Annotated in this window: 26 protein-coding genes; 19 read left to right on the forward strand and 7 right to left on the reverse strand. The window is 39.2% G+C overall.

All coding sequences use genetic code 11. From position 1 onward, the window contains the following. Window positions 1–12 precede the first annotated feature (12 nt). The 4 genes from BIV60_RS12380 to BIV60_RS29135 all read left to right on the forward strand — a co-directional run bounded on the left by BIV60_RS12380 (window position 13) and on the right by BIV60_RS29135 (window position 2,755). Window positions 13–702: an ABC transporter ATP-binding protein gene (locus tag BIV60_RS12380; protein WP_071356043.1), complete on the forward strand. Its 690-nt coding sequence runs from the start codon at window positions 13–15 to the stop codon at window positions 700–702. Further along, window positions 699–2,051: an ABC transporter permease gene (locus BIV60_RS12385; protein WP_071356044.1), complete on the forward strand. Its 1,353-nt coding sequence runs from the start codon at window positions 699–701 to the stop codon at window positions 2,049–2,051. Before BIV60_RS12380 ends, BIV60_RS12385 begins: the two co-directional genes overlap by 4 nt. Before the next feature lie 109 nt (window positions 2,052–2,160). Beyond that, window positions 2,161–2,427 carry a phage holin gene (locus BIV60_RS12390; protein WP_071356045.1) on the forward strand — a complete coding sequence of 89 codons (267 nt, stop codon included), beginning with the start codon at window positions 2,161–2,163 and terminating at the stop codon, window positions 2,425–2,427. A gap of 139 nt (window positions 2,428–2,566) precedes the next feature. Next, the gene (locus BIV60_RS29135; protein WP_141770458.1) at window positions 2,567–2,755 is read left to right on the forward strand and encodes a hypothetical protein; all 189 of its coding nucleotides are present in this window, start codon (window positions 2,567–2,569) and stop codon (window positions 2,753–2,755) included. A gap of 14 nt (window positions 2,756–2,769) precedes the next feature. Here BIV60_RS29135 and BIV60_RS12395 read toward each other — a convergent pair whose 3' ends face one another. Beyond that, window positions 2,770–3,006: a YczF family membrane protein gene (locus tag BIV60_RS12395; protein WP_071356046.1), complete on the reverse strand. Its 237-nt coding sequence runs from the start codon at window positions 3,004–3,006 to the stop codon at window positions 2,770–2,772. 190 nt (window positions 3,007–3,196) lie between these two features. Between BIV60_RS12395 and BIV60_RS12400 the strand changes: the two genes are divergently transcribed. From BIV60_RS12400 to BIV60_RS12410, 3 genes are read left to right on the forward strand one after another with little or no spacing between them, the layout of a single operon-like run. Beyond that, window positions 3,197–4,759 (forward strand): spore germination protein, encoded by a 1,563-nt coding sequence (locus BIV60_RS12400; protein ID WP_071356070.1) that lies wholly within the window; start codon window positions 3,197–3,199, stop codon window positions 4,757–4,759. Then, on the forward strand, window positions 4,759–5,964 hold the full coding sequence (locus BIV60_RS12405) for a Ger(x)C family spore germination protein (protein ID WP_071356047.1): 1,206 nt from the start codon (window positions 4,759–4,761) through the stop codon (window positions 5,962–5,964). The genes BIV60_RS12400 and BIV60_RS12405 overlap by 1 nt, the downstream gene beginning before the upstream one ends. 26 nt (window positions 5,965–5,990) lie before the next feature. Beyond that, window positions 5,991–7,103, forward strand: coding sequence for a GerAB/ArcD/ProY family transporter (locus BIV60_RS12410; RefSeq protein WP_071356048.1), 1,113 nt, complete (start codon window positions 5,991–5,993; stop codon window positions 7,101–7,103). 205 nt (window positions 7,104–7,308) lie between these two features. On the opposite strand, the gene BIV60_RS12415 is transcribed toward BIV60_RS12410, so the two are convergent. Continuing rightward, window positions 7,309–8,979: a PAS domain-containing sensor histidine kinase gene (locus BIV60_RS12415; RefSeq protein WP_071356049.1), complete on the reverse strand. Its 1,671-nt coding sequence runs from the start codon at window positions 8,977–8,979 to the stop codon at window positions 7,309–7,311. Between the two features lie 319 nt (window positions 8,980–9,298). Between BIV60_RS12415 and BIV60_RS12420 the strand changes: the two genes are divergently transcribed. The 4 genes from BIV60_RS12420 (at window position 9,299) to BIV60_RS12435 (ending at window position 13,776) form a co-directional block, all read left to right on the forward strand. Further along, window positions 9,299–9,826, forward strand: coding sequence for an RNA polymerase sigma factor SigX (locus BIV60_RS12420; protein ID WP_071356050.1), 528 nt, complete (start codon window positions 9,299–9,301; stop codon window positions 9,824–9,826). 145 nt (window positions 9,827–9,971) lie between these two features. Continuing rightward, window positions 9,972–10,676, forward strand: a complete 705-nt coding sequence (locus BIV60_RS12425; RefSeq protein ID WP_071356051.1) for a response regulator transcription factor — start codon at window positions 9,972–9,974, stop codon at window positions 10,674–10,676. Next, complete coding sequence (locus tag BIV60_RS12430) at window positions 10,673–12,052, forward strand: HAMP domain-containing sensor histidine kinase (protein ID WP_071356052.1); 1,380 nt, start codon at window positions 10,673–10,675, stop codon at window positions 12,050–12,052. Before BIV60_RS12425 ends, BIV60_RS12430 begins: the two co-directional genes overlap by 4 nt. Window positions 12,053–12,069: 17 nt before the next feature. Next, window positions 12,070–13,776, forward strand: coding sequence for a DL-endopeptidase inhibitor IseA family protein (locus tag BIV60_RS12435; protein WP_071356053.1), 1,707 nt, complete (start codon window positions 12,070–12,072; stop codon window positions 13,774–13,776). A 185-nt stretch (window positions 13,777–13,961) separates the two neighbouring features. Here the strand turns inward: BIV60_RS12435 and BIV60_RS12440 are convergent, their stop codons facing one another. The 4 genes from BIV60_RS12440 to BIV60_RS12455 all read right to left on the reverse strand — a co-directional run bounded on the left by BIV60_RS12440 (window position 13,962) and on the right by BIV60_RS12455 (window position 18,017). After that, window positions 13,962–14,453, reverse strand: a complete 492-nt coding sequence (locus BIV60_RS12440; protein WP_256218404.1) for a C40 family peptidase — start codon at window positions 14,451–14,453, stop codon at window positions 13,962–13,964. 385 nt (window positions 14,454–14,838) lie between these two features. Next, window positions 14,839–14,955 carry a DUF2533 family protein gene (locus tag BIV60_RS30960; protein WP_177177288.1) on the reverse strand — a complete coding sequence of 39 codons (117 nt, stop codon included), beginning with the start codon at window positions 14,953–14,955 and terminating at the stop codon, window positions 14,839–14,841. Between the two features lies 1 nt (window position 14,956). Next, entirely contained in the window at window positions 14,957–16,294 is a 1,338-nt protein-coding gene (locus BIV60_RS12450; RefSeq protein ID WP_071356055.1) for an APC family permease, read from the reverse strand. Between the two features lie 370 nt (window positions 16,295–16,664). Further along, window positions 16,665–18,017: an APC family permease gene (locus tag BIV60_RS12455; protein WP_071356056.1), complete on the reverse strand. Its 1,353-nt coding sequence runs from the start codon at window positions 18,015–18,017 to the stop codon at window positions 16,665–16,667. 570 nt (window positions 18,018–18,587) lie between these two features. On the opposite strand from BIV60_RS12455, the gene BIV60_RS12460 reads away from it, so the two are divergent. From BIV60_RS12460 to BIV60_RS12500, 8 genes are all read left to right on the forward strand, one after another. Then, window positions 18,588–19,766 (forward strand): acyl-CoA dehydrogenase family protein, encoded by a 1,179-nt coding sequence (locus tag BIV60_RS12460; RefSeq protein WP_071356057.1) that lies wholly within the window; start codon window positions 18,588–18,590, stop codon window positions 19,764–19,766. An 81-nt stretch (window positions 19,767–19,847) separates the two neighbouring features. After that, window positions 19,848–20,612, forward strand: coding sequence for a beta-ketoacyl-ACP reductase (locus tag BIV60_RS12465; RefSeq protein ID WP_071356058.1), 765 nt, complete (start codon window positions 19,848–19,850; stop codon window positions 20,610–20,612). 20 nt (window positions 20,613–20,632) lie between these two features. Continuing rightward, window positions 20,633–21,082, forward strand: coding sequence for a MaoC family dehydratase N-terminal domain-containing protein (locus BIV60_RS12470; RefSeq protein ID WP_071356059.1), 450 nt, complete (start codon window positions 20,633–20,635; stop codon window positions 21,080–21,082). Then, entirely contained in the window at window positions 21,079–21,477 is a 399-nt protein-coding gene (locus BIV60_RS12475) for a MaoC/PaaZ C-terminal domain-containing protein (RefSeq protein WP_071356060.1), read from the forward strand. The genes BIV60_RS12470 and BIV60_RS12475 overlap by 4 nt, the downstream gene beginning before the upstream one ends. A 264-nt stretch (window positions 21,478–21,741) precedes the next feature. Further along, a complete protein-coding gene (locus BIV60_RS12480) occupies window positions 21,742–23,262 on the forward strand; it encodes a class I adenylate-forming enzyme family protein (protein ID WP_071356061.1) in 1,521 nt (506 codons plus the stop codon). A 14-nt stretch (window positions 23,263–23,276) separates the two neighbouring features. Beyond that, window positions 23,277–24,170 carry a R2-like ligand-binding oxidase gene (locus tag BIV60_RS12485; RefSeq protein WP_071356062.1) on the forward strand — a complete coding sequence of 298 codons (894 nt, stop codon included), beginning with the start codon at window positions 23,277–23,279 and terminating at the stop codon, window positions 24,168–24,170. A gap of 30 nt (window positions 24,171–24,200) precedes the next feature. Continuing rightward, complete coding sequence (locus tag BIV60_RS12490; protein WP_071356063.1) at window positions 24,201–25,409, forward strand: iron-containing alcohol dehydrogenase; 1,209 nt, start codon at window positions 24,201–24,203, stop codon at window positions 25,407–25,409. 349 nt (window positions 25,410–25,758) lie between these two features. Further along, window positions 25,759–26,697 carry a manganese-dependent inorganic pyrophosphatase gene (locus tag BIV60_RS12500; protein WP_071356065.1) on the forward strand — a complete coding sequence of 313 codons (939 nt, stop codon included), beginning with the start codon at window positions 25,759–25,761 and terminating at the stop codon, window positions 26,695–26,697. A 60-nt stretch (window positions 26,698–26,757) separates the two neighbouring features. Here the strand turns inward: BIV60_RS12500 and BIV60_RS28430 are convergent. Then, window positions 26,758–26,925 (reverse strand): IS3 family transposase (locus BIV60_RS28430; protein WP_141770460.1); only part of this gene is annotated, 168 nt, incomplete at its 5' end.

A 26,925-nucleotide genomic window follows, 5' to 3' on the forward strand; every position in this document is an offset into this window, starting at 1 on the left:
AGGAGGAAAATCATGATTACCATTAAAAATTTAAGTCACGAATTTGTGATTGGAAAAAAGGGGAGACAGACAATAATCCCTGTTCTTAAAGATATAAGCTTTAGCGTGGAGCAAGGTGAAATTGTAACGATTGTCGGCCGGAGCGGTTCCGGAAAATCGACATTACTTAATTTGATCAGCGGATTTATTCATCCAAAAGAGGGAGAAATCTGGATATCTGATGAAAAAGTATCGGACTACAATGAAAGCAAGTTTGCTGATTTCCGTATTCAGCATCTTGGGTTCATTTTTCAAAGCTTTCAATTGATTCCGAGTATGACTGCCTTCCAAAATATTGAGCTTCCCTTAATATTAAAAGGTGTCAGTGAACACGAGCGGAAAAAGAAAACAGAGGAAATGCTCATTAAAGTGGGTTTACTGGACTATAAAGACCATTATCCAGGCGAATTGTCAGGCGGCCAGCAGCAGCGTGTCAGCATTGCCCGTGCATTAATCGTAAACCCGCCCATTATCCTGGCAGATGAGCCAACAGGAAGCCTTGATAGTGAAACCGAAGAGGATTTGTTGAGTTTTATTCAAGAATTAAACAGAGACCTTGGAATTACGTTCTTAATTATTACCCATGATGAGAAAGTCGCTGAAATCGGACATCGCATCATTGAATTAAAAGATGGAAGAATGGTGGAGGCGGTGCAGCAATGAGACTAAAAGATCAATTTCGCTTTGTCCGGCAAAATATGAAAAAAAATAAAACAAGGGTGTTTATGACAATTCTTGCAACGGCAATGGGATGTGCTTTTTTAATTGTCCTTGCATCGGTTGGTTTTGGACTGCAAAAATCAGTTGTCGACGAAGTGACGAGCCGAAGAGTGGTAACGCAAATTGATGTACACGGAAAAGAAACTGGTAATAATGGCGGGTTTCGTCAACTAACGATAAAGGATGTTCAAGGTTTTGAAAAAATTAAAAATGTAAAAGCCGTGACACGCAGGCAAATGTTGAGCCAGGAAAGTACCTTTTCAATAGGAAATTATCAGGAAGGAACAGAAACATTTGTTACCCATTTCCCATCTGAAGTCAAAGCGGGTTTTGAATTGTCGAAAGGTCGGCTTCCAAAAAATAAAGATGAAATTATTGTCGGTTATGATTTTCCGCTTAATCTTGTTTCAAAGGATGCTGGGGATGATATTTATGATAAACACGGACAAATCAAAAAAGGGAATCGCTATAATGGAAATTTAATTGGAAAAAATCTTAAGCTGCCTGTAAAGCAATTTTTCGATGGAAAAGAACAAACGAAAACCATTTCACTTACAGTTGTTGGAATTTCTAAAAAGCCAACTAAGGAATGGAATCAGGATCGAAGTGTTTTTATTTCAGAAGACATGTTGAAAGAAATTGAAGTTTTTACGAAAACACCGAAAGGGATTGTTCTGGAACCGGGCAGCAAGGTCAACCAAAAAGATTTGGAACAGCAAAGGGATACATTTGATGAAGTAAAAATTTATGCAAAGAACATGGAAGCGGTCCAAGGTATTGTTGATACATTAAAAAAGCAAAACTATGCTACCTATTCGGTTGTCAATGAACTAAAAGAAGTCAATATGATGTTCACAATTGTAAAAGCAGGTTTGATTTTTATTGGGACTATTGCGATTTTAATTGCTTCAATTGGGATTTATAATACGATGACAATGGCGGTTACGGAGCGGGCACCCGATATTGGAATTATGAAGGCAATTGGGGCAAACCCAAAAGTGATCAAGAGGATCTTCCTGTTGGAAAGCAGTTATATTGGCTTAATCGGGGCGGTGATTGGGACCGTTGTGTCTTATCTTATTAGTTACACCGTCAATTTTGCAATCCCGCTAATTATTAAGCAGGCATTTGGTCAAAAACCACCGGAAAATTTAATTTTTAGCGATATCCCGCTGATTTTGCCGATAATCTGCGTAATCATCTGTTATGTAGTTACGATCATTTCCGGATACCGTCCTGCACTAAGAGCAACGAAAGTAGATGTGCTAAAGGCAATGAGAAGAGAAATATAGAGTCTAGCGTCGTGATTTGCGAAAATCATGTTTTCATGGACAACCATTTCGTTTTCCCCGCATATGTTTATAGAAAAGACAATCGACAACATATGAAGGGAGTGGAAGCATGATTAACTGGAAGGTCCGTTTAAAAAATAAACATTGGGTTCTTGCTTTTGTATCGCAGGTTATGATTGTTTTACAAATGATTTTGTCCGGATTAAATATGTTAGGTTTAATTCATTTTGAACTGACACAAGCGATTCAAAGCTCAGTACTAACCTTTATTAATGCCATCTTTGTTATTTTATCTCTGCTGGGACTCGTTCAAGATCCAACCACAAAGGGATATGGGGATAGTGATCGTGCCATGAGTTATAAAGATCCAAATTAAATATTTACGATTAAAGGGCAGCATTTGGCCGGCAATATCGGTGCTTCCGTTTTTACATTGATTTAAAAATCCATCCATAGTGATGCACTCCCTTTATTTTGAATAGGATAAATTATCCTGTCAAAAAGGGGATTACGAGATGTGGCTTTGGATTAGTCTGGGTCTGCTAGTATTTTTAATCGTTCTTGAGGAAATGATTAATTGGGGATGGAATCGTTATTTATACGGTCCGAATTTGGAACGAAAACAAAAATGGAAAAAAAGAATGCATTCTATTACAGAAAAATGGAAAAAAATAAGAACAAAATCGCAGAGCTCATTACATTGAGCTCTGCTTTTGGGTTAGTTTGAAGTCGGATTGTTTCCCTTATTTTTGTTTAGGTAATCACGAAGGACATTAATGAGGAAAAAGAAAATAAAAAAGATTAAAATGATGTATTCTGCAGGCTCCATAACTCGAAATGGATTTAACGCTTTTTTAATCACACCATTATTGTCGAGTCCCATCAAAATATCGATTCCAATAATTAATGAAAATGAAAATGCAGCTAACAATATGATAACAAAAAATAACTTCAAGGTCTTCACCTACATAATCGTTATATACATATTGTTTGTACCGTTTAATTGTATATACTATTACAGCTTTGGATAATTTGGTGATTTTTGGACAATCTACCCAATATTAGAGAAATTATTGATAAGATAATTTCTAAGTGAGGCGGAGATTGTGTCAATTTTAACCAATATTTTAAAAAAGAAACAGAAAATGCGGCAAAACGATAATTATCGCCAAATGTTGGATCCAGGTAAACCAAAAAATTTACCAATCAATAGTGATTATCAAGAAAATATTTCAAGAATTAAGGGCGAATTTGGGGATAGTACCGATATTGTTTTTCGTGAAATTAGCTTTTCAAAAGTAAAAGGGTCTGTCGTTTATGTGGATGGCTTAGCAGATAACCATACAATTAACGATTTTTTTATTGAAGCATTAACGGAAGAATCGAAAATAGTGGAAATTAATTCCTTTGAATGGATGCTCAATTTTGCAACAGGATTGGGAAGTGTCCAAGCAATCGATAATTGGGACAAGGTTTATGAATTTCTGTTATCCGGCAACACGATTATTTTTCTAGATGGATACAATCAGGCAATCAGTGTTGAGACAAAGGGGTGGGAAAAAAGAGCGATTTCTGAACCTACAACGGAATTATCCATCCGGGGACCAAAGGATTCCTTTACAGAAACATTACGAACAAATACAGCACAAATCCGGAGAAGGATAAAAAGTCCGAATTTATGGCTTGAAACGATTAAAATAGGTACTGTTAGCCAAACAGATGTCGGCATTATGTACATTAAAGGGATTGCGAATGAAAAAATTGTCACCGAAGTGAAAGAAAGGTTAAATCGAATCAATATGGATTCGATTGTTGGTTCAGGCTATATTGAGCAATTGATCGAAGATCAGTCTTGGACTTCATTTCCTACTACCTTTCATGTAGAAAGACCGGATGTGGTGACCTCTCATTTACTAGAAGGGAGAATTGCGCTAATTGTTGATGGTTCACCATTTGTTTTGACGGTCCCGGCGATATTTATTCAATTTTTTCAGGCACCGGATGATTATTATTCTCGTTTTGACCTATCTACTGCGATTCGGTTGTTAAGGATATTAGCTTTTTTCATCGCGATTATGGGACCGGCACTCTATATCTCGGCAACAACCTTTCATCAGGAAATGATACCGACCACCATGGCAATTGCGATTGCAGCACAACGGGAAAACGTACCATTTCCTGCTTTTGTTGAAGCCCTGATTATGGAGGTTACCTTTGAAATACTTAGGGAAGCGGGCCTGAGACTTCCGAGAGCAGTAGGGCAGGCCGTTTCTATCGTTGGTGCTTTGGTTATTGGGCAGGCGGCAGTTCAAGCAGGTTTTGTTTCTCCAGTAATGGTGATTGTGGTTTCCATTACAGCGATTGCCAACTTTTCGACCCCGAGCTTTGCAATGGCAATTGCTGCTCGGTTAATCCGCTTCATACTGATGTTCCTGGCCACCATTTTAGGCTTTTATGGAATTATGTTAGGGATCATGTTTATGAGTATCCATTTATGTTCACTCAGGTCATTTGGGATTCCATATATGATGCCATTAGCCCCATTTAATATTCGAAATCAGCAGGATGTATTTTTGCGCTTCCCAATATGGGCAATGAAAAATCGACCGATGTTTATTAGTAAAGGAAATATGGCAAGAACAGGTGAAAATCAAAAGCCAAGTCCGCCTGATAAAAATAACCAAACCGGAACAAATGGTGAACAATGATGAAAAAATGTTTGCTGTTTTTTTTTCTATTGCTCATGTTTCTTCCAATTGTCTCTGGTTGCTGGAATCAGAAAGAGCTGACGGATTTAGCATTTGTCATGGCGATGGGTGTTGATCGGGGAGAGGATAAAAAATTTCATTTATCCGTTCAAATTGTGAACCCGGGAAATGTTTCATTAGGACAGGGCGGCGGTGGTCAGGGATTGCCGATTGTCGTATATAAAACTGCTGGTAATACAGTAACAGAAGGTGCAAGAAATTTAACAAAGCAAATATCACGGCGTCTATATTATGCTCACACGAATTTGGTTGTTGTAAGTGAGGAAATTGCAAAAACGGATTTCCTCGATATAATGGATGCCTTGGACCGCGATCCGGAATTTCGTACCACAACGGAGCTGGTGGTTGCAAGGCATTCTTCGGCAGAGGATGTGATTTCAACCCTGTCACTTCTAGATAAACTCCCCGTAAATAAGATTACGAAAGAAATCAAAGGAACTGAAAAAACGCTGGGAGAAAATATGCACATCACAATCGATGATATCTTGGCCTCATTAGTATCGAGTGGAAAACAAGCAGTTGCAAACGGAATAAAACTAATTGGTAATAAAGATGAGGTGGGGAAAGCGGATATTCTTCAAAAAACAAAGGCTGACGCTATACCTTCGGCCGATGGACTTGCCATTTTTAAAAGCGGAAAATTACGTGGCTGGGTTGATCAGAAATACGCCCGCGGAGTGGTATGGTTGCTAAACAAGGCAGAAAGTACAGCGATAAATTTGAATTGGAATGGCAAAAAAGCTGCATTAACCATCGCACCGATTCGTTCGAAAACGAATGTCTCAGCAATCATGAAAAATGGAAAACCTGTGATCAATGTATTGGTTGAAAACGAGGGATGGATAAGTGAAGCGAATACTACGATCGATTTGACAAATCCAGAAGTGATTAAAACAATTGATCAAAAAGTTGAAAAAGAAATTAAGAAGGAAATACAAGCAGCAATAAAAGCAGTCCAGAAGAAAAAAAGTGATGTGATTGGCTTCGGTGAAGTCATCCATCGAACCTACCCGACTTATTGGAAGAAAGTAAAAAACGATTGGATAAATCATTTTCCTGAGCTTGAAGTAAAAGTCAAGGTCGACTCTTATGTAAGACGTGAAGGAATACGGGTGAACCCATTCTGGGATAATTTAACAAAATAACCCTTTGAAAAGGGGAAATGGAGTAAATGGAAAAGATCAAAATAAATGCAACCCAGCTTTTCGCCCTTGTTGTTCTATTTGAAATGGGTAGTTCGATTCTCTTTGGGCTTGGAGGAGGGGCAAAACAGGACGCATGGATTGCCATTTTATTCGGATTAACAGGCGGTTTACTCGTCTTTTTCGTTTACTATCGTCTGTTTCTATTTTATCCAGATTTAGTTTTAACAAGCTATTTGCAAAAAATTATCGGAAAATGGCCTGGCAAAATTATTGGTTTATTATATATCAGTTATTTCATCTACCTAGCGGCAAGAGTATTACGAGATTTCGGTGAACTTTTGGTAACAACTGTTTATACAAATACACCGTTATTTGTCATCAACACATTATTGGTTCTGACCATTATATATGGAATTCATAAAGGGCTGGAAGTAATCGCAAGGGTAGCCCAGCTTTATTTTGCGATTGTCTACTTTATGGCTATCGGGGGATTTTTGTTAATTATTTTTTCGGGTTTGATTGATTTTGAATTTCTCAAGCCCATTCTTGAAAATGGCTGGAAACCTGTTATTAAAGCGTTTCTTGGTGAAACTATTACCTTTCCTTTTGGGGAAATGATTGTTTTCACCATGATCCTTCCGTTTGTTAATGAACCAAAAAAGGTGAAATTTGTTTGCGTTGGGGGGATGATTTTAAGCGGGATTAATATTTCCATTACCGCGATTATTACGATTTCGACCATTGGGGCGGATCTTTATACCCGCTCTAATTTTCCATTGTTATCAACTGTCTCGAGAATTCAACTGGCAAATTTTATTGAGCGGCTGGATGTTCTTTTTATGCTTTACTTGATCATTGGCGGCTTTTTTAAAGTCTCACTGTTTTTTTATGCAGCGGTTACGGGTGCAGCAGATATCTTTCAATTTAAACAGAAGGAGAAGCTCTCGTTTCCAATCGGCCTAATTGTTTTGTTTGCTTCTGTAACCATCGCCTCCACATATGCTGAGCACATTAAGGAAGGACTGGTTGTAGTACCAATCTATTTACAGTGGCCATTTCAAATAATCATTCCTGTTAGCTTGCTCATTATTGCATATTTTCGAAACAGCAAGAAAACACCTGAGCTGAATGTAAATTAAAAAAACAACCATTTAGGTTACGAATGGCTGTTTTTGTATGTAATATAAGAATTTATAAATTGCTTTGAGAATGGTCCAACTCCGGCGCCTAGCCCCTCGAGGTCACAAGCCAATCCGCCCAAAAGGTTAAAGAACAACCTTTCGGCCGACTTGTCTTGTGCTTTTCGGGGCTAATCAAGGCGCCTGCGCTTTTCTTAAAAAACAATTATAGGTTTGGAGTTTGCAAACTTTTGAATAATTTTGCCTTTTTGGGATTTGACGGCAATACAATGGTGACTAGCGTTCCTTCGTTCTTTTGACTTTCAAATGTAATGGTTCCTTTATGTGACTGAACAATCTTGAAACTGACCGTTAATCCTAATCCAGTCCCTTTTTCTTTCGAGGAGTAAAACGGCTCGCCAATCTTCGCCAGTCTCTCCTTGGTAATGCCGCAGCCATTATCTCTCACTTTAATGGTTACCTGATCCTGCTTGGTTTTTTCAATGCTAACCCAAACCGTGCCTCCGTTTTGTGAGGCCTCGATGGCATTTTTAACTATATTAATAAATAACTGCTTAAGCTGGTTTGGTTCACATTCCATAAGCGTTTCCTCTTCGGTAAATGCTGATTCGATTTGCACATTGTAAAGACTAGCTTCAGTGTTTAACAGCGAAATACAATCGAACATGATTTTTTGGATATCCGCTTTCGTAAATTTTAGAACCTGTGGTTTTGCTAATAGTAATAGTTCACCAACAATATGGTTGATTCGGTCAAGTTCGTCCAACATGATTTGGTGATATAATTGATGCTTTTGGTCCTCCATTTGCAATAGTTGGACAAATCCTTTCAAAGAAGTAAGCGGATTGCGAATTTCATGGGCGACACTTGCGGATAATTCTCCAACGACTGATAGTTTCTCTGTCCTTCTTAACCGTTCCTCAGTTTGTCTCAGCTTTGATACATCTCTACCATAACCAATAATCCCTGTAATTTCTCCATTGATGACAATGGGAAGGGAGGTCGTTTGCAATGTAATCCTATTCCCCTCGGCATGAGGGATATATATTTCATAAATTACAGGGGTACTATCATCAACAACCGTTGAGATAAATTCCTTTAGGTGGTGGCGGAACCGTTTTGGCAATATGCATTTCACATTTTTACCAATCATTTCTTCTCTTTTAAAGCCGGTAATAATTTCAAACTGCGGATTCAAATTGGAAATGACTCCGTTTAAGTCCATCATATAAACAATATCGGGGCTATATTCAAACAATGATTTGTATTGCTGCTGACTCTCTGCAAGCTTCTTAGCCATGTCTTTTTTTTCTGTTATATCACGGCCAATAATCACCAGGCCCTGTCTAGAACCATCCGAATTAAATAAAGGGACTTTAATGGTATCAAATGTTTTAATAGAGCCATCGGGGATTGAAACGATCTCTTCACAACGGGTCACGGTTCCATTTTTCCATGTTTCTTCATCAGATACTTCGCAATAGCGAAGGGCATCTGCATAATAATCCGAAAAGGCCGCTAATTCAGAGTCTTTTTTCCCACGGTAATCAACATTTTCAAGCTGAAATAACTTTAACCCGAAATCATTTGCTTCAATCCATTTTCCTTCTCCATCCTTAAAGTTTACAAAATCAACCATTGAATTGATTAAGGTGGAGAGACGTTTTTCATCTTCCTTGGAAGCGTGTAATTCTTCTTTTTTACTTATAAAGAAATAAATCCCACTCCCTGTTACAATCACATAAAAGATTTCTTTTAGCCGTTCAATAATCCAAATTAAATGAACGGGGAGAAATTGTTCAATTAAATAATTCGTCCCATATATCCAAATAAAACTAAAAATGAAATATAAAATCACAAGTTTATGTTTCTTCATGTACTTCTCCAGTTCTATCAGAAAGTGATTTTTCTTTGGTTGTTTAAAAAACATTTTCTTACTTTTTTATAGTACTAGATTTTGGCTCCTTTTGGAATAATGCAATTCTGGAAATCTGGATAACTCTATTATTTTAAACTTTTTTAGTGAAAATGAGATATTTTAAAAAAAGGTTACAAATTGGTTACATTGAAGAATAAAAGATTTTACCGGATTTTAACCCTTTTTTCTGGAAAAAACAGTATGATTTGTAGGGAGTATGAAATGAAACGGAAGAGTTTTCCTTTGCCGTATGTGATGGTGATAGGAGTGAGCATGATTGGAAGAAATCTTTAATCATTTATATAAAAAATATCATCAAGATGTTTTTAATTTTTTATATTACATGGTTCATAATCGTGAACAAGCGGAAGACCTTGTTCAGGAAGTCTATATTCGGGTAATAAAAGCGCATAAACAATTTAAGGGGGATAGCAGTGAAAAAACCTGGCTTTTTGCGATTGCAAGAAATGTTGCCATTGATTCCTTTCGAAAACATAAAGGTTGGAAACAGAGGATGATTGACAAATTTGACTATTGGGAACAACAAATTAAAGACGAGTCGATGTCACCTGAAGAGTCTGCATTTCAAAAAGTAGATACTGAAAATATGTTCAGATGCCTTGAAAAGTGCACTTTAGACCAAAAGAGTGTGATTATTCTCCGTTTTCTTCAGGAGCTTTCGATTTGTGAAACGGCACAAGTTTTAGGATGGAAGGAAAGTAAAGTAAAAACCACACAGCATCGGGCTATAAAACAATTAAAAGTTTTAATGGAGGAGATAAGTAACAAAGAAAAAGCAGGATAAAAAATAAATTTTTATTGTGTAATTGGAACCTTCGTTGTCGCGGGGGTTGTTATTTTGTCAATAAATAAAATAATCATTGCTTTGTTTTACCTCATATGTAAAATTATAGAAGAAGGATAAATTTGTAAATTGTGAGGTTTATGCGATGCCAGAAGGAAAGATTTTAGTAGTAGAGGATGAAATCCCGATTCGGAAACTCATTGCATTTAATTTACAGCGGTCAAATTTTGAGGTGATGGAAACAGGGGAAGGAAATAAGGCATTGGTCCTGATCGAAGAACAAACTCCTTCTTTAGTCCTTTTAGATATCATGCTGCCGGATATAGATGGGTTCGAAATTTGCTCAAAAATAAGGGAAAGTCATCCGGAACTTCCCATTGTGATTGTATCCGCCCGCGGGCAGGACATGGAAAAAATCATGGGCTTGGAGCTCGGTGCTGATGATTATATCGTGAAACCATTTAACCCATTAGAATTAGTAGCAAGAATTCGTTCTGTTTTAAGAAGAACAAACCGTACCATAAAACAGCCGGACCCGTTCATTCAAACCGGTCCCTTTCTTCTCGAAATGAAAACACAGCGCTTGTACAAAAACGGCCAATTAGTCAAATTAACGGCGCGAGAATTTCAATTGATTAAACTCTTTTTTGATCGATTTAATGAGCCGCTATCAAGAAATCAGTTATTAGATGCAATTTGGGGACAGAATTATTTCGGAGACCCCAAAACAGTAGATGTACATATTCGTAGATTGAGAGAAAAAATTGAGGACGATCCGTCCCAGCCTGTATTTTTAAAAACCATCTGGGGCATTGGATACTGCTTTCAAAATAATGAGATAACCGAATGAAAAAGGGGATTAAACGAAGGGTTGTTTGGAGTTATTTAGTCCTGATCATCTTTAGTGTTGCCTTATTTGAAGCCATTATCCTGTTCGCATTAAGGGTGTATTATGTGGATGGAATTAAACAAACATTACGTGACCAAGGCAGATTATTTTCATCCTATTATGAAAAGGAATTAATTAACAACGAGCTGCTTAACGCCCCTGGTAAATTATTGAATCAGTATCGATTAAGTGTGTCCGCAGAGGTTCAATTAATTGATTTAAAGGGGAATATTATTGCCGATACCCATCAAAATAACCAAAAAAGTATCGGTGACTATGAAGACGTAAAAAGTGCGTTATCAGGTGGAACCGGCTACCTTGATACAAATGCAGCAGATGGTGAACGAATTTTATATGTTACACAGCCGCTAAAGCGTGGAAGCACCGTGATCGGAGCGATTCGTTTTACCACATCAATGGAACGGTTGAACCATGTGTTTACCAAAAACATGCTTATCCTACTATCATTTGGAGGAATTGTTATCTTAACGGCTGCAATCATTAGCTTTTTCCTGGCAAATACGATTACAAAGCCCATTAGTGCCATTACAAAAGCTGCGGAACAAATGGCGTCCGGGAAGTTTGCAACCAGGATTAAAAAGGAGAATGAAGATGAAATTGGCAAGCTCGCGGACACATTGAATTATATGGCCATACAGATTGAGAAGCATGAGCAATTAAAAAATGAATTTATTGCATCTGTCTCACACGAGCTTCGAACGCCCTTAACTTCTATCAAAGGATGGGCGGTAACATTAAATTCTATGTCAGAAGAGGACTTTTTCCGTGATGGACTGGAAATTATCTCCACAGAAAGTGACCGGCTTAATCAATTACTCAATGATTTGCTTGATTTCTCCAGTCTAACTTCAGGAAAACTGCCATTGGTGTTTGAAAATGTTACATTGGCGCCTCTTCTACAGCAAGTGATTCATCAACTGACTCCAAGAGCACAAAGACAAGGAATCAAGCTTACAGGGCAGATCGACGAAGAACTAGAGCCCGTTCTTGCTGATCAAAATCGCTTGAAGCAGGTTTTAATGAATCTATTGGATAATGCTTTTAAATTCACACCGTATGGAGGAACAATCATTGTAATGCTTAAAAGTAAAGGGAAAGAAGCAATCATTAAAGTCATTGATTCAGGAAGAGGAATTTCTGAAGAGGACCTGCAACTGGTGAAGAAAAAATTTTATAAAGGGAAATCAAAAGGTGCCGGAAGCGGTTTAGGTTTAGCGATTGTCGATGAAATTATTCAGGCTCATCACGGAAAATTTTCGTTATCAAGTAGGAATGGAGACGGGACAACAGCAGAAATTCGTTTACCAATTCAATAGTATAAGAGGAGAATGTTATGTTCGGAAGCCAAATGAAAAAATGGGTTGTTCCGGCTATCAGTATGTTCTTGCTAAGCAGCTGCAATCTTTTTCCGGAGCCTGAAAGTCTCATTCAGGTTCCGAAACATGTGAAAGCGATTGAAACGGAGCAGGGTGATAATTTTATTACAATTGCCTCAAAGTTTTTGCCTAAAGGTACAACCTTTTTGGTACCGAATGGTCCTGTTGGGGCTGATTCGGTACACCCTGTTGATTTAGATGGAGATGGAAAAAACGAATTGGTTGTTTTCTATAGTTCGACCAGCAGAAAAGACCAAGTTGGATTTTTTGTGCTAAAAAAAGATAAAAATGATTGGGGAAAAATCTTTATTAAAAAGGGAACGGGATACGCAGTGAACTGGGCCAATACTGCTGATGTAACAGGAGACAAGCGAATGGATCTTTTAATCGGCTGGCAGGACGTTGTTTCTACAGGGAATACTTTAGAAATCTATTCCTGGAAAAAGAACAAACTGGTGAAGTTACAGAAGTTAAACTATCACGAACTAGAGGCCCTCCAGTTTAAAAATGATTCATTGACAGTTCTTGCGATTTGGCAGCGTGATCTTGCAGATGTTTATAAGGTTCAGCTATTAAAATGGACGGGGACTTTATTTGATGTGGATAAAGTGCATGAATCAACCTATTTCCATACGGTGATCGATTATTATCAACATCGAACTGAAGAGGTTCCTGATGCAGCTTATTATTGGTATTACTTAGCGGATGCACATTTAAAGGCAAATCATCCGGAACTGGCGTTAGCTGCACTTGGAAAAGGAATGAAGCTTCATACTGTGGTTCCGTCCTATAGTACCTTTTTAAAGTTAAAGGAAGAAATCGATAAAAAATTGACAAAAAATAAAGATTCCACCGTTTTAATTGAATATCATGACCCAAATCTTTCCTTCCGTGTTCCTACTAATCTCGCCCCATTTATTACAACGAAAGGCGGCCATGGCGAAAATAACAGTGATATCGTTTCAGTTTTATTTTCTCCTGATCAAAAAAGGCAAAAATGCTTATTTTCCTTCGAAATTTTTACAAATGACCTTTCAGCAGTTAGTAAAGATTCTGACTTGGTAAAAGTTGGTGAGACTAAAAATCATCTTTATTATATAAGAAGAGGAAAAGACGTGAGTGATGATGGAACCAGGCTTGTTAAAGAGGCCATTTCCAGCAGGGAACAAATGATTGCCAGTGTTAAAATTGGTGCCGAATTTCAGGAGTATTACAGCCTCCAAAATGAAAATGTCATTCAAATGGCAAAAGATGCATCCTTAAGATATTGGTATGTATTGAGCGGGGGAAAAATGAAGGATGGAAAAATCGATACCTTCCATCTCAATGATATGGAGTACCGCTATCTTGGCTCTGATTTGGAAACGAAAACAAAACTGTTCAATTATTTATCTAAATCCTATACATTTGATGCTATTGAAACCTTTATTAAAAAGGAAAATATTCTTGAACATAATGGCAGACTCGTCCAGCCGAATGCTGACGGGGGTTCAATGTTAAACTATGATTTGGCAAAAGTCGTGCAGAAAAAGGATAATGGGGAAGAAAAAGAGTTTGATATAAAAGTTCCGCTAGGTGACAGTTATTCTTATGAAGTGATCCATATTGGGTTCCAAAAAACGAACAGCGGTTGGAGAATATTCTCAAATCCCGGTGCATTTTAATAATGATAAAAAGCTTGGGGGTAAATCCCCAAGCTTTTTATAAATACCGAATAAATAGGCAGACGATGAAATAAAATAGGAAATTTACAACGAGAATGCTAAGAATCACGAATACAACATAGTAGAAAAAATCCCTAACCTTTTTTTGCTTTAAAAATTTTTTCATCATCTTAACAAAGAAGCAGTTATTTTATCACTCTTTTAGCGCCAACATATTTTTCTTTCCAGTATGAAAGGTTCATGGACTGAATTTTTACACCATCGGAGGTAGCGCCGATAAACTTTTGACCGCCAATATAAATGGCCACAAATGAAACCGATTTTCCGTTGGTTTTATAGAATACGAGGTCACCAGGCTGTAATTCGTTTAATTTGACACTTTTACCTACTTTATATTGATCGGCACTTGTTCTAGGAATCTTAATATTTACTGCATTTCTATAAACATATTGTGTGTAACCGGAAGCGTCAAATTGCTTTGGATTGGTACCGCCATATTTGAATGGACTTCCTACATACTTTTGCGCATAAGATACAACTTTTTGCCCTTTCGTTTGGGCTGCCTCAGCATTTACACTAATCATAGAAGAGAACAAGAGTAGCACCGCCGTCACAAAAGCTGTTAAAAATGAACCTTTCTTGATTGAAGCATTTAACATGAATATCCCTACTTTCATTTCAATTTTTTCCACATGGTAATCATAATAAATTTTAAAAAATCATTGGTATCTAATCAGTTAAAAATGATTACAAAAAGGTAAAGGTTTTTCCTTTGGCTGTTTTCGTAAAGTTTGATGCTAATGAATAGAGTGGTTGATTTCCACTCCAGGATGCTCGCTTTCCGCGGGGCGGGCGGTGAGCCTCCTCGTCGCTTTGCTCCTGTGGGGTCTCACCTGTCCCGCTACTCCCGCAGGAGTCTCGCACCTTCCGTTCCAATCAACCTTCTTTATCAACAGTTTTCCTATCAAAACCTATTATTAAAACAACATTCTTTTAAAAAAGAGCCTTTCCTTTAAATAAAAAGCCGCATGGATGCATTTCAATTTCCAAGCGGCTTTTCGATTAATATTTAGTTTTATTGGCATACTCAAGGATCATTTTTTTTGTAACCAGTTTGCGAGAAGGGATCATTCCTATTTTCTTAGGTTCATTTAATTGATTTGTAACTTCACTTACCACATTAACCCGCTTCTTCAAGATCCAAAACTGTAATATTCTTTTTAAGAACTTTTGTTTGAAAGAATAAATAGGCAATTCCAATTAATGACCAAACAATACCGCCAATAATGGCATCTGCGTGCAGATTTGACCATAAAATTCCCGTTAATCCTGCTCCTATTAACGGCATAATGATATAAGAGAAAATGTCCTTTGCCGTTTTATATCTTTTTTGGCGGAACACGAAATGAGCAATAACCGATAAGTTAACGAATGTAAAAGCAATTAAAGCTCCAAAGTTGATAACCGACGAAACTAACTCCAGGCTTGGAGAAATAGCCAACATAGAAATGAACCCTACAAGAATAACATTAAAAGCTGGTGTCTGAAATTTAGGATGGACATAGCCAAATAGCTTTATCGGAAGGACACCGTTGCGGCCCATTACATATAAAAGTCTCGATACACTAGCATGGGAAGCAAGTCCGGAGGCAGCCGTTGCTGCAAATGCCCCTGCAACAAGGAAAAGTTTGAAAAGTGTGCCGCCTACATATAAGGCAATTTCAGGCAGTGTATCATCTGTATTTTTGAAATTAGAAACATCCGGAAACAATGCTTGAGCAAAATAACCGGTGACGAAAAAGATGGCACCGCCGATGAAAACCGTCAGCATAATTGCTTTCGGCATAATTTTTTGATTGACTGCTTCCTCCGCGTACATCGTAACGGCATCAAATCCAATAAACGAGAAGCATACGACAGTAGCACCGGTCAAAACAGCACCAAGGTGGACATTGGCATGGAAAAGCGGTTCCGTTGTTAAGATAGTACCTTGACCCATTCCTTGAGAAAATTTGATAAAAGCGAGTACAATAAAGACCACCATTAAAATAATGGAAAAAACAACTAAAATTGAATTCAAGCTTGAGGTTTTTCCCATACTCCATACATTTAATCCTGTGCAGATTGCCACCCAAATGAGGACCCAAACCCATGCAGGCACATTTGGAAAAATCGATACCATATAAATTCGAATAATCAATGCATTTACCATTGGAAGTAGAATATAATCCAACAATGCGGCCCACCCGACAAGAAATCCCAAGAAAGGGCTCATCGTTTCCTTTGTATACGTATACGCCGATCCAGCGCTTGGGAATACTTGGACCATTTTTCCGTAGCTAATGGCAGTAAATAGCATCACGACTAAAGCTGTAAGGTAGGCAAGCGGAACAACCCCATTTGTTCCTTTAGATACAATGCCAAATGTATCAAATGCAATCGTAGGCGTCATATAACCCAAGCCAAGCCCGACAATTGCCCATAGTCCAAGTGAACGCTTAAGTGTAACATTCTCCATATTAACAACCCCCAATGCTCGTCTACCATCTGTAATTGTCATTACAAATGAAAGCCGTTTCATTTTGCGAAATTATAGTTCGAAAGCTTTTTAGAGATAGAAGCCCTCGCTATTCAACAATTCATATATGCCCCCTTCTATATTAAAATAAAATGTAACTGTTAAAAATATTTGCAATTTTCGTGCCAAAATAAATAATTTATCGTTTCGATAAATATAGCCGTGAAATTTCTACAAAAAACGACTATTTGATTAGCAGTAGGATTTCAATTTTTATGAAATTTTGCATAATCTACTCTTTTTTGCATACAAAATTAGTTCTTAAAGATAAAAACAGAGGAACAGCGAAAAACTGTTCCTCTGTTTCTCCTTATATTGTTGTGGTTCGTTCCGCCTCGTCAAAATCTAAGTTTGCAATTTTTACTTTAAAGAACTTCGTTTGGAATAATAAATAGACAAACCCGATGCTTACCCAGACGATTCCCCCAATGAGAGCATCTTTCTGAAGGTTATACCATAAAATTCCTGTTAAACCTGCCCCAAGAATTGGCATGATGAGGTAGGCAAAGATATCTTTTCCGGTTTTGTATCTCTTTTGTCGGAACACAAAATGAGCAATGACAGATAAGTTGACAAATGTAAAGGCAATTAAGGCCCCAAAATTAATAAAAGAAGAAATGAGCTCTAGGCTTGGAGCGATCGCAAGAAGTGAAACAACGCCAACAAGGATGACATTAAAGGCTGGGGTCCTAAATTTTGGGTGTACATAACCAAAAAGTTTTTTCGGCAGGACACCGTTTCGTCCCATAACATATAAAAGACGGGATACACTGGCATGAGAGGCAAGTCCTGATGCAACAGTAGCGGCAAATGCTCCTGCAAGAAAAATCAATTTAAATAAGGTTCCTCCAACATATAAGCCAATCTCAGGCAATGTATCGTCGGTAACTTTGAAGTTCGAAACATTCGGGAATAAGGCTTGCGCAAAATAACCACAGACAAAAAAGATGGCTCCGCCGATAAAAACAGTCAGCATAATCGCACGCGGCAGTGTTTTTTGATCCTTGGCTTCCTCCGCATACATGGTGACGGCATCAAAACCAATGAAAGAAAAACATACCACTGTTGCCCCTGTTAAAATATGCCCGAGGTGGATATTGGAATGGAAAAGTGGTTCTGTTGTAAAGATGGTTCCTTGACCCATTCCTTGAGAAAGCTTAATAAAAGCAAGAACAATAAAGGCTCCAATTAATACGACTTCAAAAACGACCAGAAATGAATTCAAGCTTGAGGTTTTTCCCATACTCCACACGTTAATACCTGTTACGATGGCAACATAGGTGACTACCCAAATCCATGCAGGAACATGAGGGAAAACAGATACCATATAAATACGGATGATGAGTGCATTGACCATTGGAAGAAGGATATAATCAAGAAGCGCAGCCCAGCCGACTAAAAATCCCAGGTGGGGGCTCATGGTTTCCTTCGTATACGTATAAGCAGAACCAGCACTAGGAAACACCTTTACCATCTTTCCGTAACTAATCGCTGTAAACAGCATAACTAGCAGTGCTGTTAAATAGGCAAGAGGGACAACGCCATTTGTTTCTTCCGACACAATCCCAAAGGTATCAAAAACAATCGTGGGTGTCATATAACCTAAACCAAGGCCAACAATGGCCCAGAGTCCAAGTGATCGTTTAAGGCTAATATTCTCCAATACTATCAACTCTCCTTTGAAGCACTTTATTTTTTACTTTTCTGAAAGCGATTTCATTTCAGCTAATTTAAAGATCTATAAAAACCTAAGAAACCGTGGAAAGCCAGTAATTCCGATACCTCCTAACTGTATTGATAAATATTTAACTATTATAAATAGTTGCAATTTTCATACCAAACTTACAAACAATAATTTTTTATGGAAAAAGTTTGTTTCATCACGTTTTTTAATAGCTTTTATAAAAATTAACCAAAAAATTTTATTTAACCATGCATAAATTATCTAGATATGCATAAAAAGTTCCTCGAAAAAAAATAGCCAAGGGACTTTTTTATTAGGCTGTGTTAAGGGTCATTATTGATTTTTTAACCATGTTGATTGGAGCGGAAATCAACAGTCAAATTTAACACAGCCTTTTATTAAAATCTTGCAAATTAAAACTTGTGTTATCTGAAGGTTCAGAATAAAATTAAGCTAGCATACTAACCGGTGGGTATGTTTTAGGGGCAATTTGCATATTATTTTTTTGGTAATAGGAAAGATTCTATGAATTAGAATGGAGTGAATGGTATGCATTTACGACTTACCGATGAACAAAAAATGGTGCAAAAAACAATTAGAAGATTTGTAGAAAAAGAATTAATGCCGCTTGAAAACGATGTGCTCAGAAATGAAAGAGAGGGCAGGCCCAGCCTTCCGCCGGGCAAGCTGAAAGAACTGCAATTAAAGGCGAAAGAAGCGGGTTTTTGGGGAATCAATACACCGGAGGAATATGGAGGCGCCAATCTTGGCCAAATGATGATGGCAATTGTATTAATGGAAGTTTCCAAAACCTTTGTGCCTTTTCAGTTTGGCGGTTCTGCCGATAATATCCTTTATTATGGTAACGAAGAACAAAAGAAGAAATATTTAATTCCAACCATAAATGGTGAAAAGAAATCCTGTTTTGCAATGACCGAGCCTGGTGCCGGATCTGATACAAGAAATATAAAAATGTCTGCCGTAAAAGATGGCAATGAATGGGCGCTGAATGGGGAAAAGACGTTTATCACCGGTGGAAATGAAGCTGATTTTGTAATGGTAATTGCGATTACTGATACGGAGCTCCATCAAAAGACATTGGGGCGTGAAGGGGTTACTTGTTTTATTGTCGACAGAGAAATGGGCTGGAAATCCGAATATATACATACAATGGGAGAATGGGGACCAGCCGGCTTAGTCTTTGAAAATGTCCGTGTGCCGCAGGAAAATATCCTTGGCGAGCTTCATAAAGGTTACAATATCGGGCTTGAATGGATCGGGTTTGCCAGATGGATTGTCGGTGCAAGAGCAGTCGGTGCAGCGGAGCGCTTACTTCAGATGGCAATTGATTACTCTAAAGAGCGGATTACCTTTGGCAAGCCGATTGCTGAAAGGCAGGCAATCCAGTGGCAGATTGCGGATTCAGCGGTTGAAATTGAAGCAGCGAGATGGCTGGTATTAAATGCAGCGTTCACACTGGACCAAGGGGAAGACAATCGCCATTTAGCGTCGATGGCCAAATTATATGGTTCAAATATGGGCAACTGCGTTGTCGACCGCGTATTGCAAATCCATGGAGGCATGGGATATACAAAGGAACTTCCAATCGAACGCTGGTACCGAGAAGCAAGACTTTGGAGAATCTATGATGGCACAGATGAAATTCAGAAGATGATTATTGCTAGAAACTTGATTAAGGGGCATGTAAAAATAGGACAATATGTTTAATAGGAAAGAATTGTAAGAATTCTTTTTATCATAGTAAAATAAAAAGAGTAATAGATTTGAATGGTGGAAGGGGTTTTTAATATGGCAGGAAGGTTTGAAGGGAAGGTCGCATTTGTAACAGGAGGAAGCCGCGGGATTGGAAAAGGAATTGTTGAACTTTTTGCAGAAGAGGGTGCCAAGGTTGCCATAATTGATTTAAATGAAGATGCGTTAAATGAAACAACAAGTGAATTTAGAGAAAAGGGATATGAGGTTTATTCGAAAGTAGCAAATGTGGTTGATTCCGAGCAGGTGGAAACAGCAGTTAAAGAGATTTATGAAACATTCGGTTCCGTTGATATTCTTGTCAACAATGCGGGCGTGATTCGTGATAACATGTTGTTTAAAATGACGGATTCCGATTGGCAGATGGTGATGGATGTTCATTTAAAAGGTTCTTTTAATGCCACCCGGGCTGTGCAAAAATACATGGTAGAAAAGAAATACGGCCGGATTATTAATATTTCCTCTACCTCTGCGCTTGGCAATCGCGGTCAAGCCAATTATGCAGCAGCCAAAGCGGGGTTACAGGGTTTTACCAAGACTTTGGCGATTGAACTTGGTAAATACGGAATCACGGCAAATTCAGTAGCACCAGGTTTTATTGAAACAGAAATGACCAGGGCAACTGCAGAAAGAATCGGGATTCCATTTGAGACTTTGGTCGAGGCCAGTGTGTCTCAAATTCCTGTTGGCAGGAGCGGAAAGCCAGCTGATATTGCCAATGCGGTTGCTTTCTTTGCCGATGAAAAAACATCTTTTGTCAGTGGGCAGGTTATTTATGTTGCCGGTGGTCCTAAATGCTAAACAAGTGAGGTGGGATGGAATTGTTTAAACAACATATTGGCAAGCGATCAACCAAAGTTAAAAATGCCGTTGAAAGAGGGGCTGTCAAAAAATTTGCTGAAGCTATTGGCGATATGCAGCCAATTTATTTTGATGAAGAGGTTGGAAAACAATCAAGGTATAAAGCCAATATTGCCCCCCCTACTTTTCCAAGAACATTTAATTATGGGGAAATTGAAGGATTCCATCTTCCTGTTAAAGGCTTGATTCATGGGGAACAAACCTTTCATTATGCTCGGCCGCTGTTGGTAGGAGAAGACATTTTCTGTTATTCTGTCGTGAAAAGCTATATGGAGAAAAAAGGCGGCTTTGGTAATATGGGTCTTCTTGTCCTTGAAAGCTTTGGGGAGGATGCAGCCGGAAATACCATTTTTAGCTCTACCATGACGATTGTAATATCTGAAGCGGTGAGGAAGGTGTTAACGCAATGACTCTTGCACAGTTACAGGTCGGAGAATCGATAAAAGAGGTTCAGCTTGAACCTGTTTCAAGGCTCGACTTAATTAAATACGCAGGTGCATCCGGCGATTATAATCCGATTCACACGATTGATGAAGAAGCTAAAAAAGCCGGACTGCCGGCTATTATTGCCCATGGGATGTGGACGATGGGAAACCTCGCCAAGCTGTTTACTGCCAATTATGAGGAAGGGTTCATTCAGGATTATTCCATCCGATTTAAAGGAATGGTCTTTTTAAACGATGTCGTAACGCTTAAAGCGATTTTAATAGAGAAGAAGGACCCGAACCTCCACTTTAAAGTTGAAGCAATTAATCAGGATGAAAGAGTGGTGTTAAAAGGGGAGGTTGTGTATCACCTGTATTAATAAAAAGAATAAGGAGACAGTAAAAAATCTTGTCTCCTTTATATTTTAAAGCCTGTGTAAATTGACAATGTTGATTTTTTTAACCCTGTTGATTGGAGCGGAAGGCTCGAAGACTCCTGCGGGAGTACGGGGAGGGGAGACCCCGCAGAAGCGCAAGCGTCAAGGAGCCTCTCCGGACCGCCCTAAGGTGCGCGAAGTGCTTGGAGCGGAAATCAACAAACAAGTTTAACACAGCCATTTTAAAAAAGTGAAAGGATTGATTTTGTGGAGCTCAAAGAGCTGCTCGAAACAAATACCGCTCAGTTTGGGGAATATCCTTTTCTGTATTTTAAAGAAAAGCACTACACCAATGTTGAGACAAAGAATTATGCGGATTGCTTAGCAGCAGGTTTAAGAAAATTAGGGATTGCGAAAGGGGACCGGGTCATGGTCGTGATGCCCAACTGCCCTGAAGTCCTATTTGCCTACCAAGGAATCTCACGTGCAGGCGCAATCATCGTTCCCATCATGTTTACCCTTCATACAAAAGAAATTCAATATATTGCCCACAATTCCGGTGCCAAAGCGGTAATTACCTCATCACAAGTTTTGGAAAAGATAGAAAAAGCATTAGAAGAACTGCCAGTAAAACCTCTCATCATCGCAGCAGACCAGCCTTCAAACACGAATCTATTAAATTTCTACGATGTAATGGAAGATTTAATTCAAGATCAAATGGATAGAAACACAAATGAGGAAGACACAGCCGTTATTCTCTATACATCTGGAACAACCGGAAATCCAAAAGGTGTTATGTTAACCCATAAAAACTTATACTCCAATGCCTTAAATTCAGCAAAACATAGCGGAACTGAACGCGGGACAACGCTGGGGGTTCTTCCCCTTGCCCATGTCTATGGACTGACTGTTTCTAATATCAGTTATTTAACAGGAAGTTCAATTGTTGTTTTTTCTCAATTTGATATAAAAGAAGTTTTTAGAGCGATTGAGCAATTTAAGGTAAAAACGTTTTCTGCTGTTCCGGCGATGATTCATGCCATGGTGTCCTATCCCGATGCAAAGAGATTTGATACCTCTAGTCTGGAATCGGTTGGATCGGGTTCTGCTCCGTTTCCTGTTGCATTACTTCATGCTTTTGAGGAAAAGTTTGGAGCAGTAGTGTACGAGGGATATGGGTTATCGGAGGCAGCACCAGTGGTAACGGCCCATCGGAAAGGCCTGGTCATTAAACCCGGTTCGGTTGGAGTCCCAATCCCTGGGGTGAAAGTGAAAGTTGTCGACGACCTCGGAGTAGAACTTCCAATCGGTGAGGTTGGCGAGTTGATTGTCCGCGGCAATAATGTCACGCCCGGCTATTACCAAATTCCAGAAGAATCAATGCGGGTATTAAAAGAAAAATGGTTGCATACGGGTGATATGGCCCGGATCGATGATGAAGGCTATGTCTATATCGTTGATCGGAAAAAGGATTTAATTATCCGCGGCGGTTTCAATGTGTACCCGAGAGATGTCGAAGAAATTCTTAATGCTCATGAAGAGGTGTTTGAGGCGGCTGTTGTTGGGGTGCCGGACGAACGAATGGGAGAGGAAATGGTTGCCTGTGTCGTGAAAAAGTCGGGTTCAAGAGTATCTGAGTATGAATTAATCCGCCATTGCCAATTTCATTTGGCCAAAAACAAAACTCCGAGAAAAGTTATTTTTCTTGAGTCGCTTCCACGTAATGGTGTAGGGAAAATTTTAAAAACGCAACTGAGGGAAACAGCGATAGAAAATTTTATTCGTTGAAGGGAGAAGGATCGATGGAAGGAAGAAAAATGTTAACGACGAGCAACAGGGGATTACTGGAGGATTCATTTCCGTATCGATTATACCAAAAGGCTAAGAGGCAGGGAACATGGAATCCGGCGGATATTGATTTTAGTCAGGATCAAAAAGACTGGAAAACAATGAATAGTGAACAGCAAGAAGATATTTTACGGCTTATCTCTCAATTTCAGGCAGGCGAGGAAGCAGTAACGCTTGACCTTTTACCGCTGATTATGGCGATTGCCAAGGAAGGACGTCTTGAGGAGGAAATGTTTTTAACCACCTTTTTATTTGAGGAAGCAAAGCATACAGAGTTTTTCCGCCTTGTGCTAAATGCGATTGGCGAAAAAGGAGACCTCTCGCATTTCCACACCGGCACTTTTAAAACCATTTTCTACGAAATTCTGCCAACGACCATGGAGCGGCTGGTTACGGATCAATCTCCTGAGGCAATTGCTGAAGCGTCAGTAGTTTATAACATGTTTGTCGTAGGGGTATTAGCCGAGACAGGTTATTTTTCTTTTTATAACGCACTTGAAGCAGCTAGAATCATGCCCGGGCTTTTAGAAGGAGTAGGAAACCTGAAAAAGGATGAATCGCGACATATCGGATATGGCACTTTCCTGCTGCAGCGATTAATTTGTGAACATCCACATCTCTTTGATTTTGTTGCAAATAAGATGGCTGAACTAACACCACTTGCGGTCAGGTTAAACCAAGAAGGGATTGACGGAAGGGAGGTAAGTTCATTTGGTGGTAATCCCGAGGATATCATGAATTTTACGATGAAACAGCTGTCGGTCCGAATGGAAATTTTAGCAAGGGCGAAGGGCAAGAAAATAGAAGAGATTTATAGATTTACGGAAAGTGATCTTGGAGTTTTATAGATTTTACTAAATGGAGGAGTGGATATTTGAATGAAAACGACGATTTCACAGTTTATGCTCCGTTCAGGAATTTACAGCGGCTCCAACTCCCGGGCACTGGTACCAAGCTTGTTTGCCGGTCTTGGTGCGAAAAGGGTAGTACTTTTTAGTGACAGAGGGTTGGAAAAAGCGGGTGTGGTGGAAAAAGTAGCCGATCTATTTAAGTCGTCCGTCGTGGGCAGCGGTCCGGAGCTAGTTGGTACATATCTGGATATTTCTCAGGATGCGGAGAGCCGCTGCATTAATGAAGCAGCAAGGTATGCACGAGAATTTGGGGCTGATGCGTTATTAGCTGTTGGCGGCGGCAGTGTTTTAGATACGGTAAAAGGGGTAAAGTATGCACTTCATAAGGGGCTAGCGGATATTAAGGAGGCGATTTCGGGAGGTCTTTTATATGAATCGTTTCCGAAGGCCGGATTCATCCCGATTCCACATATTGCGATTCCAACAACAGCGGGTACGGGGTCGGAGGTTTCGCCGATTGCAGTCATCTTTAATGAAGATATTCAAATGAAGACCAATATTATCCATCCGTTTATTAATGCGGATATGGCAATTTTGGATCCGGATTTAACGGTCGGGCTGCCTCCGATGATTACGGCATTTACTGGTTTTGATGCGTTAACACATGCAATTGAAGCGCTTGCTTCGCCTACGGCAACGGCCTTAACGGATGCACAGGCACTCCATGCTATCCGCCTAATTGAAAAAAATCTTCCTGTGGCTATTGCTGATGGCGGGAATCTTGAGGCGCGTATGGATTTGCTGCAGGCAAGCTTGATGGGGATTACGGCGTTTAGTTTTGCCCTGAATGCGATTCCTGTTCACAATCTGGCCCATGCTTACGGGGCAATGTTCCGCATTCCGCATGGTTTAGCCAACGCAGTCTTTTTACCAGTAGTGATGGAGTATATTCCGCAGTTGTATTTGCCGAAAGTGTCTGAGCTTGCGGAAGCATTGCGAGTGGATGTGAAGGGGGATACTTCGGAGACTGCTTTGGAAAAGGTCGTGGAGAAAATTCGCCTGCTTCAGCATAAGGTGGGGTTGCCGGCTGATTTCAAAGAGTACAATATTTCGGAAGAAGCCCTTCAGAGAACGATTCCGGCTGTAATGAAGGATCCAGCCGCTGTAAGCTTCCCTCTTCCGATAGAATTGATTGAGGCGATTGGGCAAAGCGTGGCTCCATTAGGTGTGAAGTAGATCGAGGTTGTTTGAATGCACATGCTTTTGTTGGGCTGTGTTCATTTGTTATTGCTGGAAGAGCAAAAATTACGGGGGAAGACGAGGTGGCATCCTTCCAAGGGTGCTGGAAAGACAAAAATTGCTGGAAAGTAGAAAAAGTGTCATCCAGAGTGGCTGGAAAGACAAAAATCGTTAGAAAAACAAAAAAGCGACCTTCCAGAGCTTAATCGAGGCAAAATCTCCATAAAACTAAGTAAAACAGTCAGATTTATTTTGTAACCTCCTTCAGAATATTATATAATTTTCGTTAGGGTCATTCCCCAAAGGGGTTTGTCCGTATATTTTATTCGATTAAGGAGTAATTCAGATGGAAAAAGTATTGATTTTCGGGCACAAAAATCCCGACACAGACACAATTTGCTCTGCACTAGCCTACGCAGATTTGAAAAAACAATTAGGAATGGATGTTGAACCAGTTCGCCTGGGTGAAGTCAATGGCGAAACGCAATATGCCTTAAACTATTTCAAAGCCGAGGCTCCACGCTTGGTTGAAACTGTTGCTAATGAAGTCAACTCTGTTATCCTCGTTGACCACAACGAACGCCAGCAAAGTGCAAGCGACATTTCAGATGTTCGTGTAATTGAAGTGATCGACCATCACCGTATCGCTAACTTTGAAACAAGCGATCCATTATACTATCGCTGCGAACCAGTTGGCTGTACAGCTACCATTTTAAATAAAATGTACAAAGAAAACGGTAAACAAATCAGCAAAGAAGTTGCCGGTCTTATGCTTTCTGCAATCATTTCTGACTCTTTATTATTCAAATCACCAACCTGCACAGAACAAGACGTTGCTGCAGCACGTGAATTGGCTGAAATCGCGGGTGTGGACGCCGATACCTATGGCTTAGAAATGCTAAAAGCCGGTGCCGATTTGAGCGACAAAACAACAGAACAGCTTCTTTCCCTTGATGCAAAAGAATTCGAAATGGGTTCAAGCAAAGTAGAAATTGCTCAAGTCAATGCCGTGGATACAGACGACGTCCTTTCACGCAAAGAAGAATTAGAAGCAGCAATTTCAAAAATTGTTGCTGAGAAAAACTTGGATTTATTCCTATTCGTTGTTACGGACATCTTAACAAACGATTCCGTTGGACTAGCGATTGGCAGCAAAGCAAACGCGGTTGAAAAAGCATACAATGTAACACTTTCAAATAACACTGCCGTGTTAAAAGGCGTAGTTTCCCGTAAAAAACAAATTGTCCCTGTCCTAACTGATATCTTTACAAAAGGTGAATTGTAAGAAGAAAAACCCATCATGTATCACTGAAGTGACCCCTAAAAGTTAGACACGGTTATTTCATTAGGCAGCGTGTGTAAAATGAGTTCGGTATTGTACCGGACTCATTTTTAATTTTGCCTTGATCCGTTTCGTATTATAGTAATTAATATATTTTTGTAATTCTACTTTAAAATGTTCGACACTCTCAAATTCTTTTATGTAGAGGAACTCAGATTTCATAATTCCAAA

This window comes from Bacillus sp. MUM 116 (assembly GCF_001866655.1).
GTDB lineage: Bacteria > Bacillota > Bacilli > Bacillales > Cytobacillaceae > Neobacillus.

Coding starts and splice junctions, on each gene's coding strand:
- BIV60_RS12405 (WP_071356047.1), top strand. CDS start 4,759: ATGAAAAAATGTTTGCTGTTTTTTTTTCTATTGCTCATGTTTCTTCCA.
- BIV60_RS29135 (WP_141770458.1), top strand. CDS start 2,567: ATGTGGCTTTGGATTAGTCTGGGTCTGCTAGTATTTTTAATCGTTCTT.
- BIV60_RS12490 (WP_071356063.1), top strand. CDS start 24,201: ATGAAAACGACGATTTCACAGTTTATGCTCCGTTCAGGAATTTACAGC.
- BIV60_RS12425 (WP_071356051.1), top strand. CDS start 9,972: ATGCCAGAAGGAAAGATTTTAGTAGTAGAGGATGAAATCCCGATTCGG.
- BIV60_RS12415 (WP_071356049.1), bottom strand. CDS start 8,979: ATGAAGAAACATAAACTTGTGATTTTATATTTCATTTTTAGTTTTATT.
- BIV60_RS12485 (WP_071356062.1), top strand. CDS start 23,277: ATGGAAGGAAGAAAAATGTTAACGACGAGCAACAGGGGATTACTGGAG.
- BIV60_RS12460 (WP_071356057.1), top strand. CDS start 18,588: ATGCATTTACGACTTACCGATGAACAAAAAATGGTGCAAAAAACAATT.
- BIV60_RS12465 (WP_071356058.1), top strand. CDS start 19,848: ATGGCAGGAAGGTTTGAAGGGAAGGTCGCATTTGTAACAGGAGGAAGC.
- BIV60_RS12430 (WP_071356052.1), top strand. CDS start 10,673: ATGAAAAAGGGGATTAAACGAAGGGTTGTTTGGAGTTATTTAGTCCTG.
- BIV60_RS12450 (WP_071356055.1), bottom strand. CDS start 16,294: ATGGAGAATGTTACACTTAAGCGTTCACTTGGACTATGGGCAATTGTC.
- BIV60_RS12475 (WP_071356060.1), top strand. CDS start 21,079: ATGACTCTTGCACAGTTACAGGTCGGAGAATCGATAAAAGAGGTTCAG.
- BIV60_RS12435 (WP_071356053.1), top strand. CDS start 12,070: ATGTTCGGAAGCCAAATGAAAAAATGGGTTGTTCCGGCTATCAGTATG.
- BIV60_RS12500 (WP_071356065.1), top strand. CDS start 25,759: ATGGAAAAAGTATTGATTTTCGGGCACAAAAATCCCGACACAGACACA.
- BIV60_RS12400 (WP_071356070.1), top strand. CDS start 3,197: ATGCGGCAAAACGATAATTATCGCCAAATGTTGGATCCAGGTAAACCA.
- BIV60_RS12385 (WP_071356044.1), top strand. CDS start 699: ATGAGACTAAAAGATCAATTTCGCTTTGTCCGGCAAAATATGAAAAAA.
- BIV60_RS12410 (WP_071356048.1), top strand. CDS start 5,991: ATGGAAAAGATCAAAATAAATGCAACCCAGCTTTTCGCCCTTGTTGTT.
- BIV60_RS12380 (WP_071356043.1), top strand. CDS start 13: ATGATTACCATTAAAAATTTAAGTCACGAATTTGTGATTGGAAAAAAG.
- BIV60_RS12390 (WP_071356045.1), top strand. CDS start 2,161: ATGATTAACTGGAAGGTCCGTTTAAAAAATAAACATTGGGTTCTTGCT.
- BIV60_RS12440 (WP_256218404.1), bottom strand. CDS start 14,453: ATGAAAGTAGGGATATTCATGTTAAATGCTTCAATCAAGAAAGGTTCA.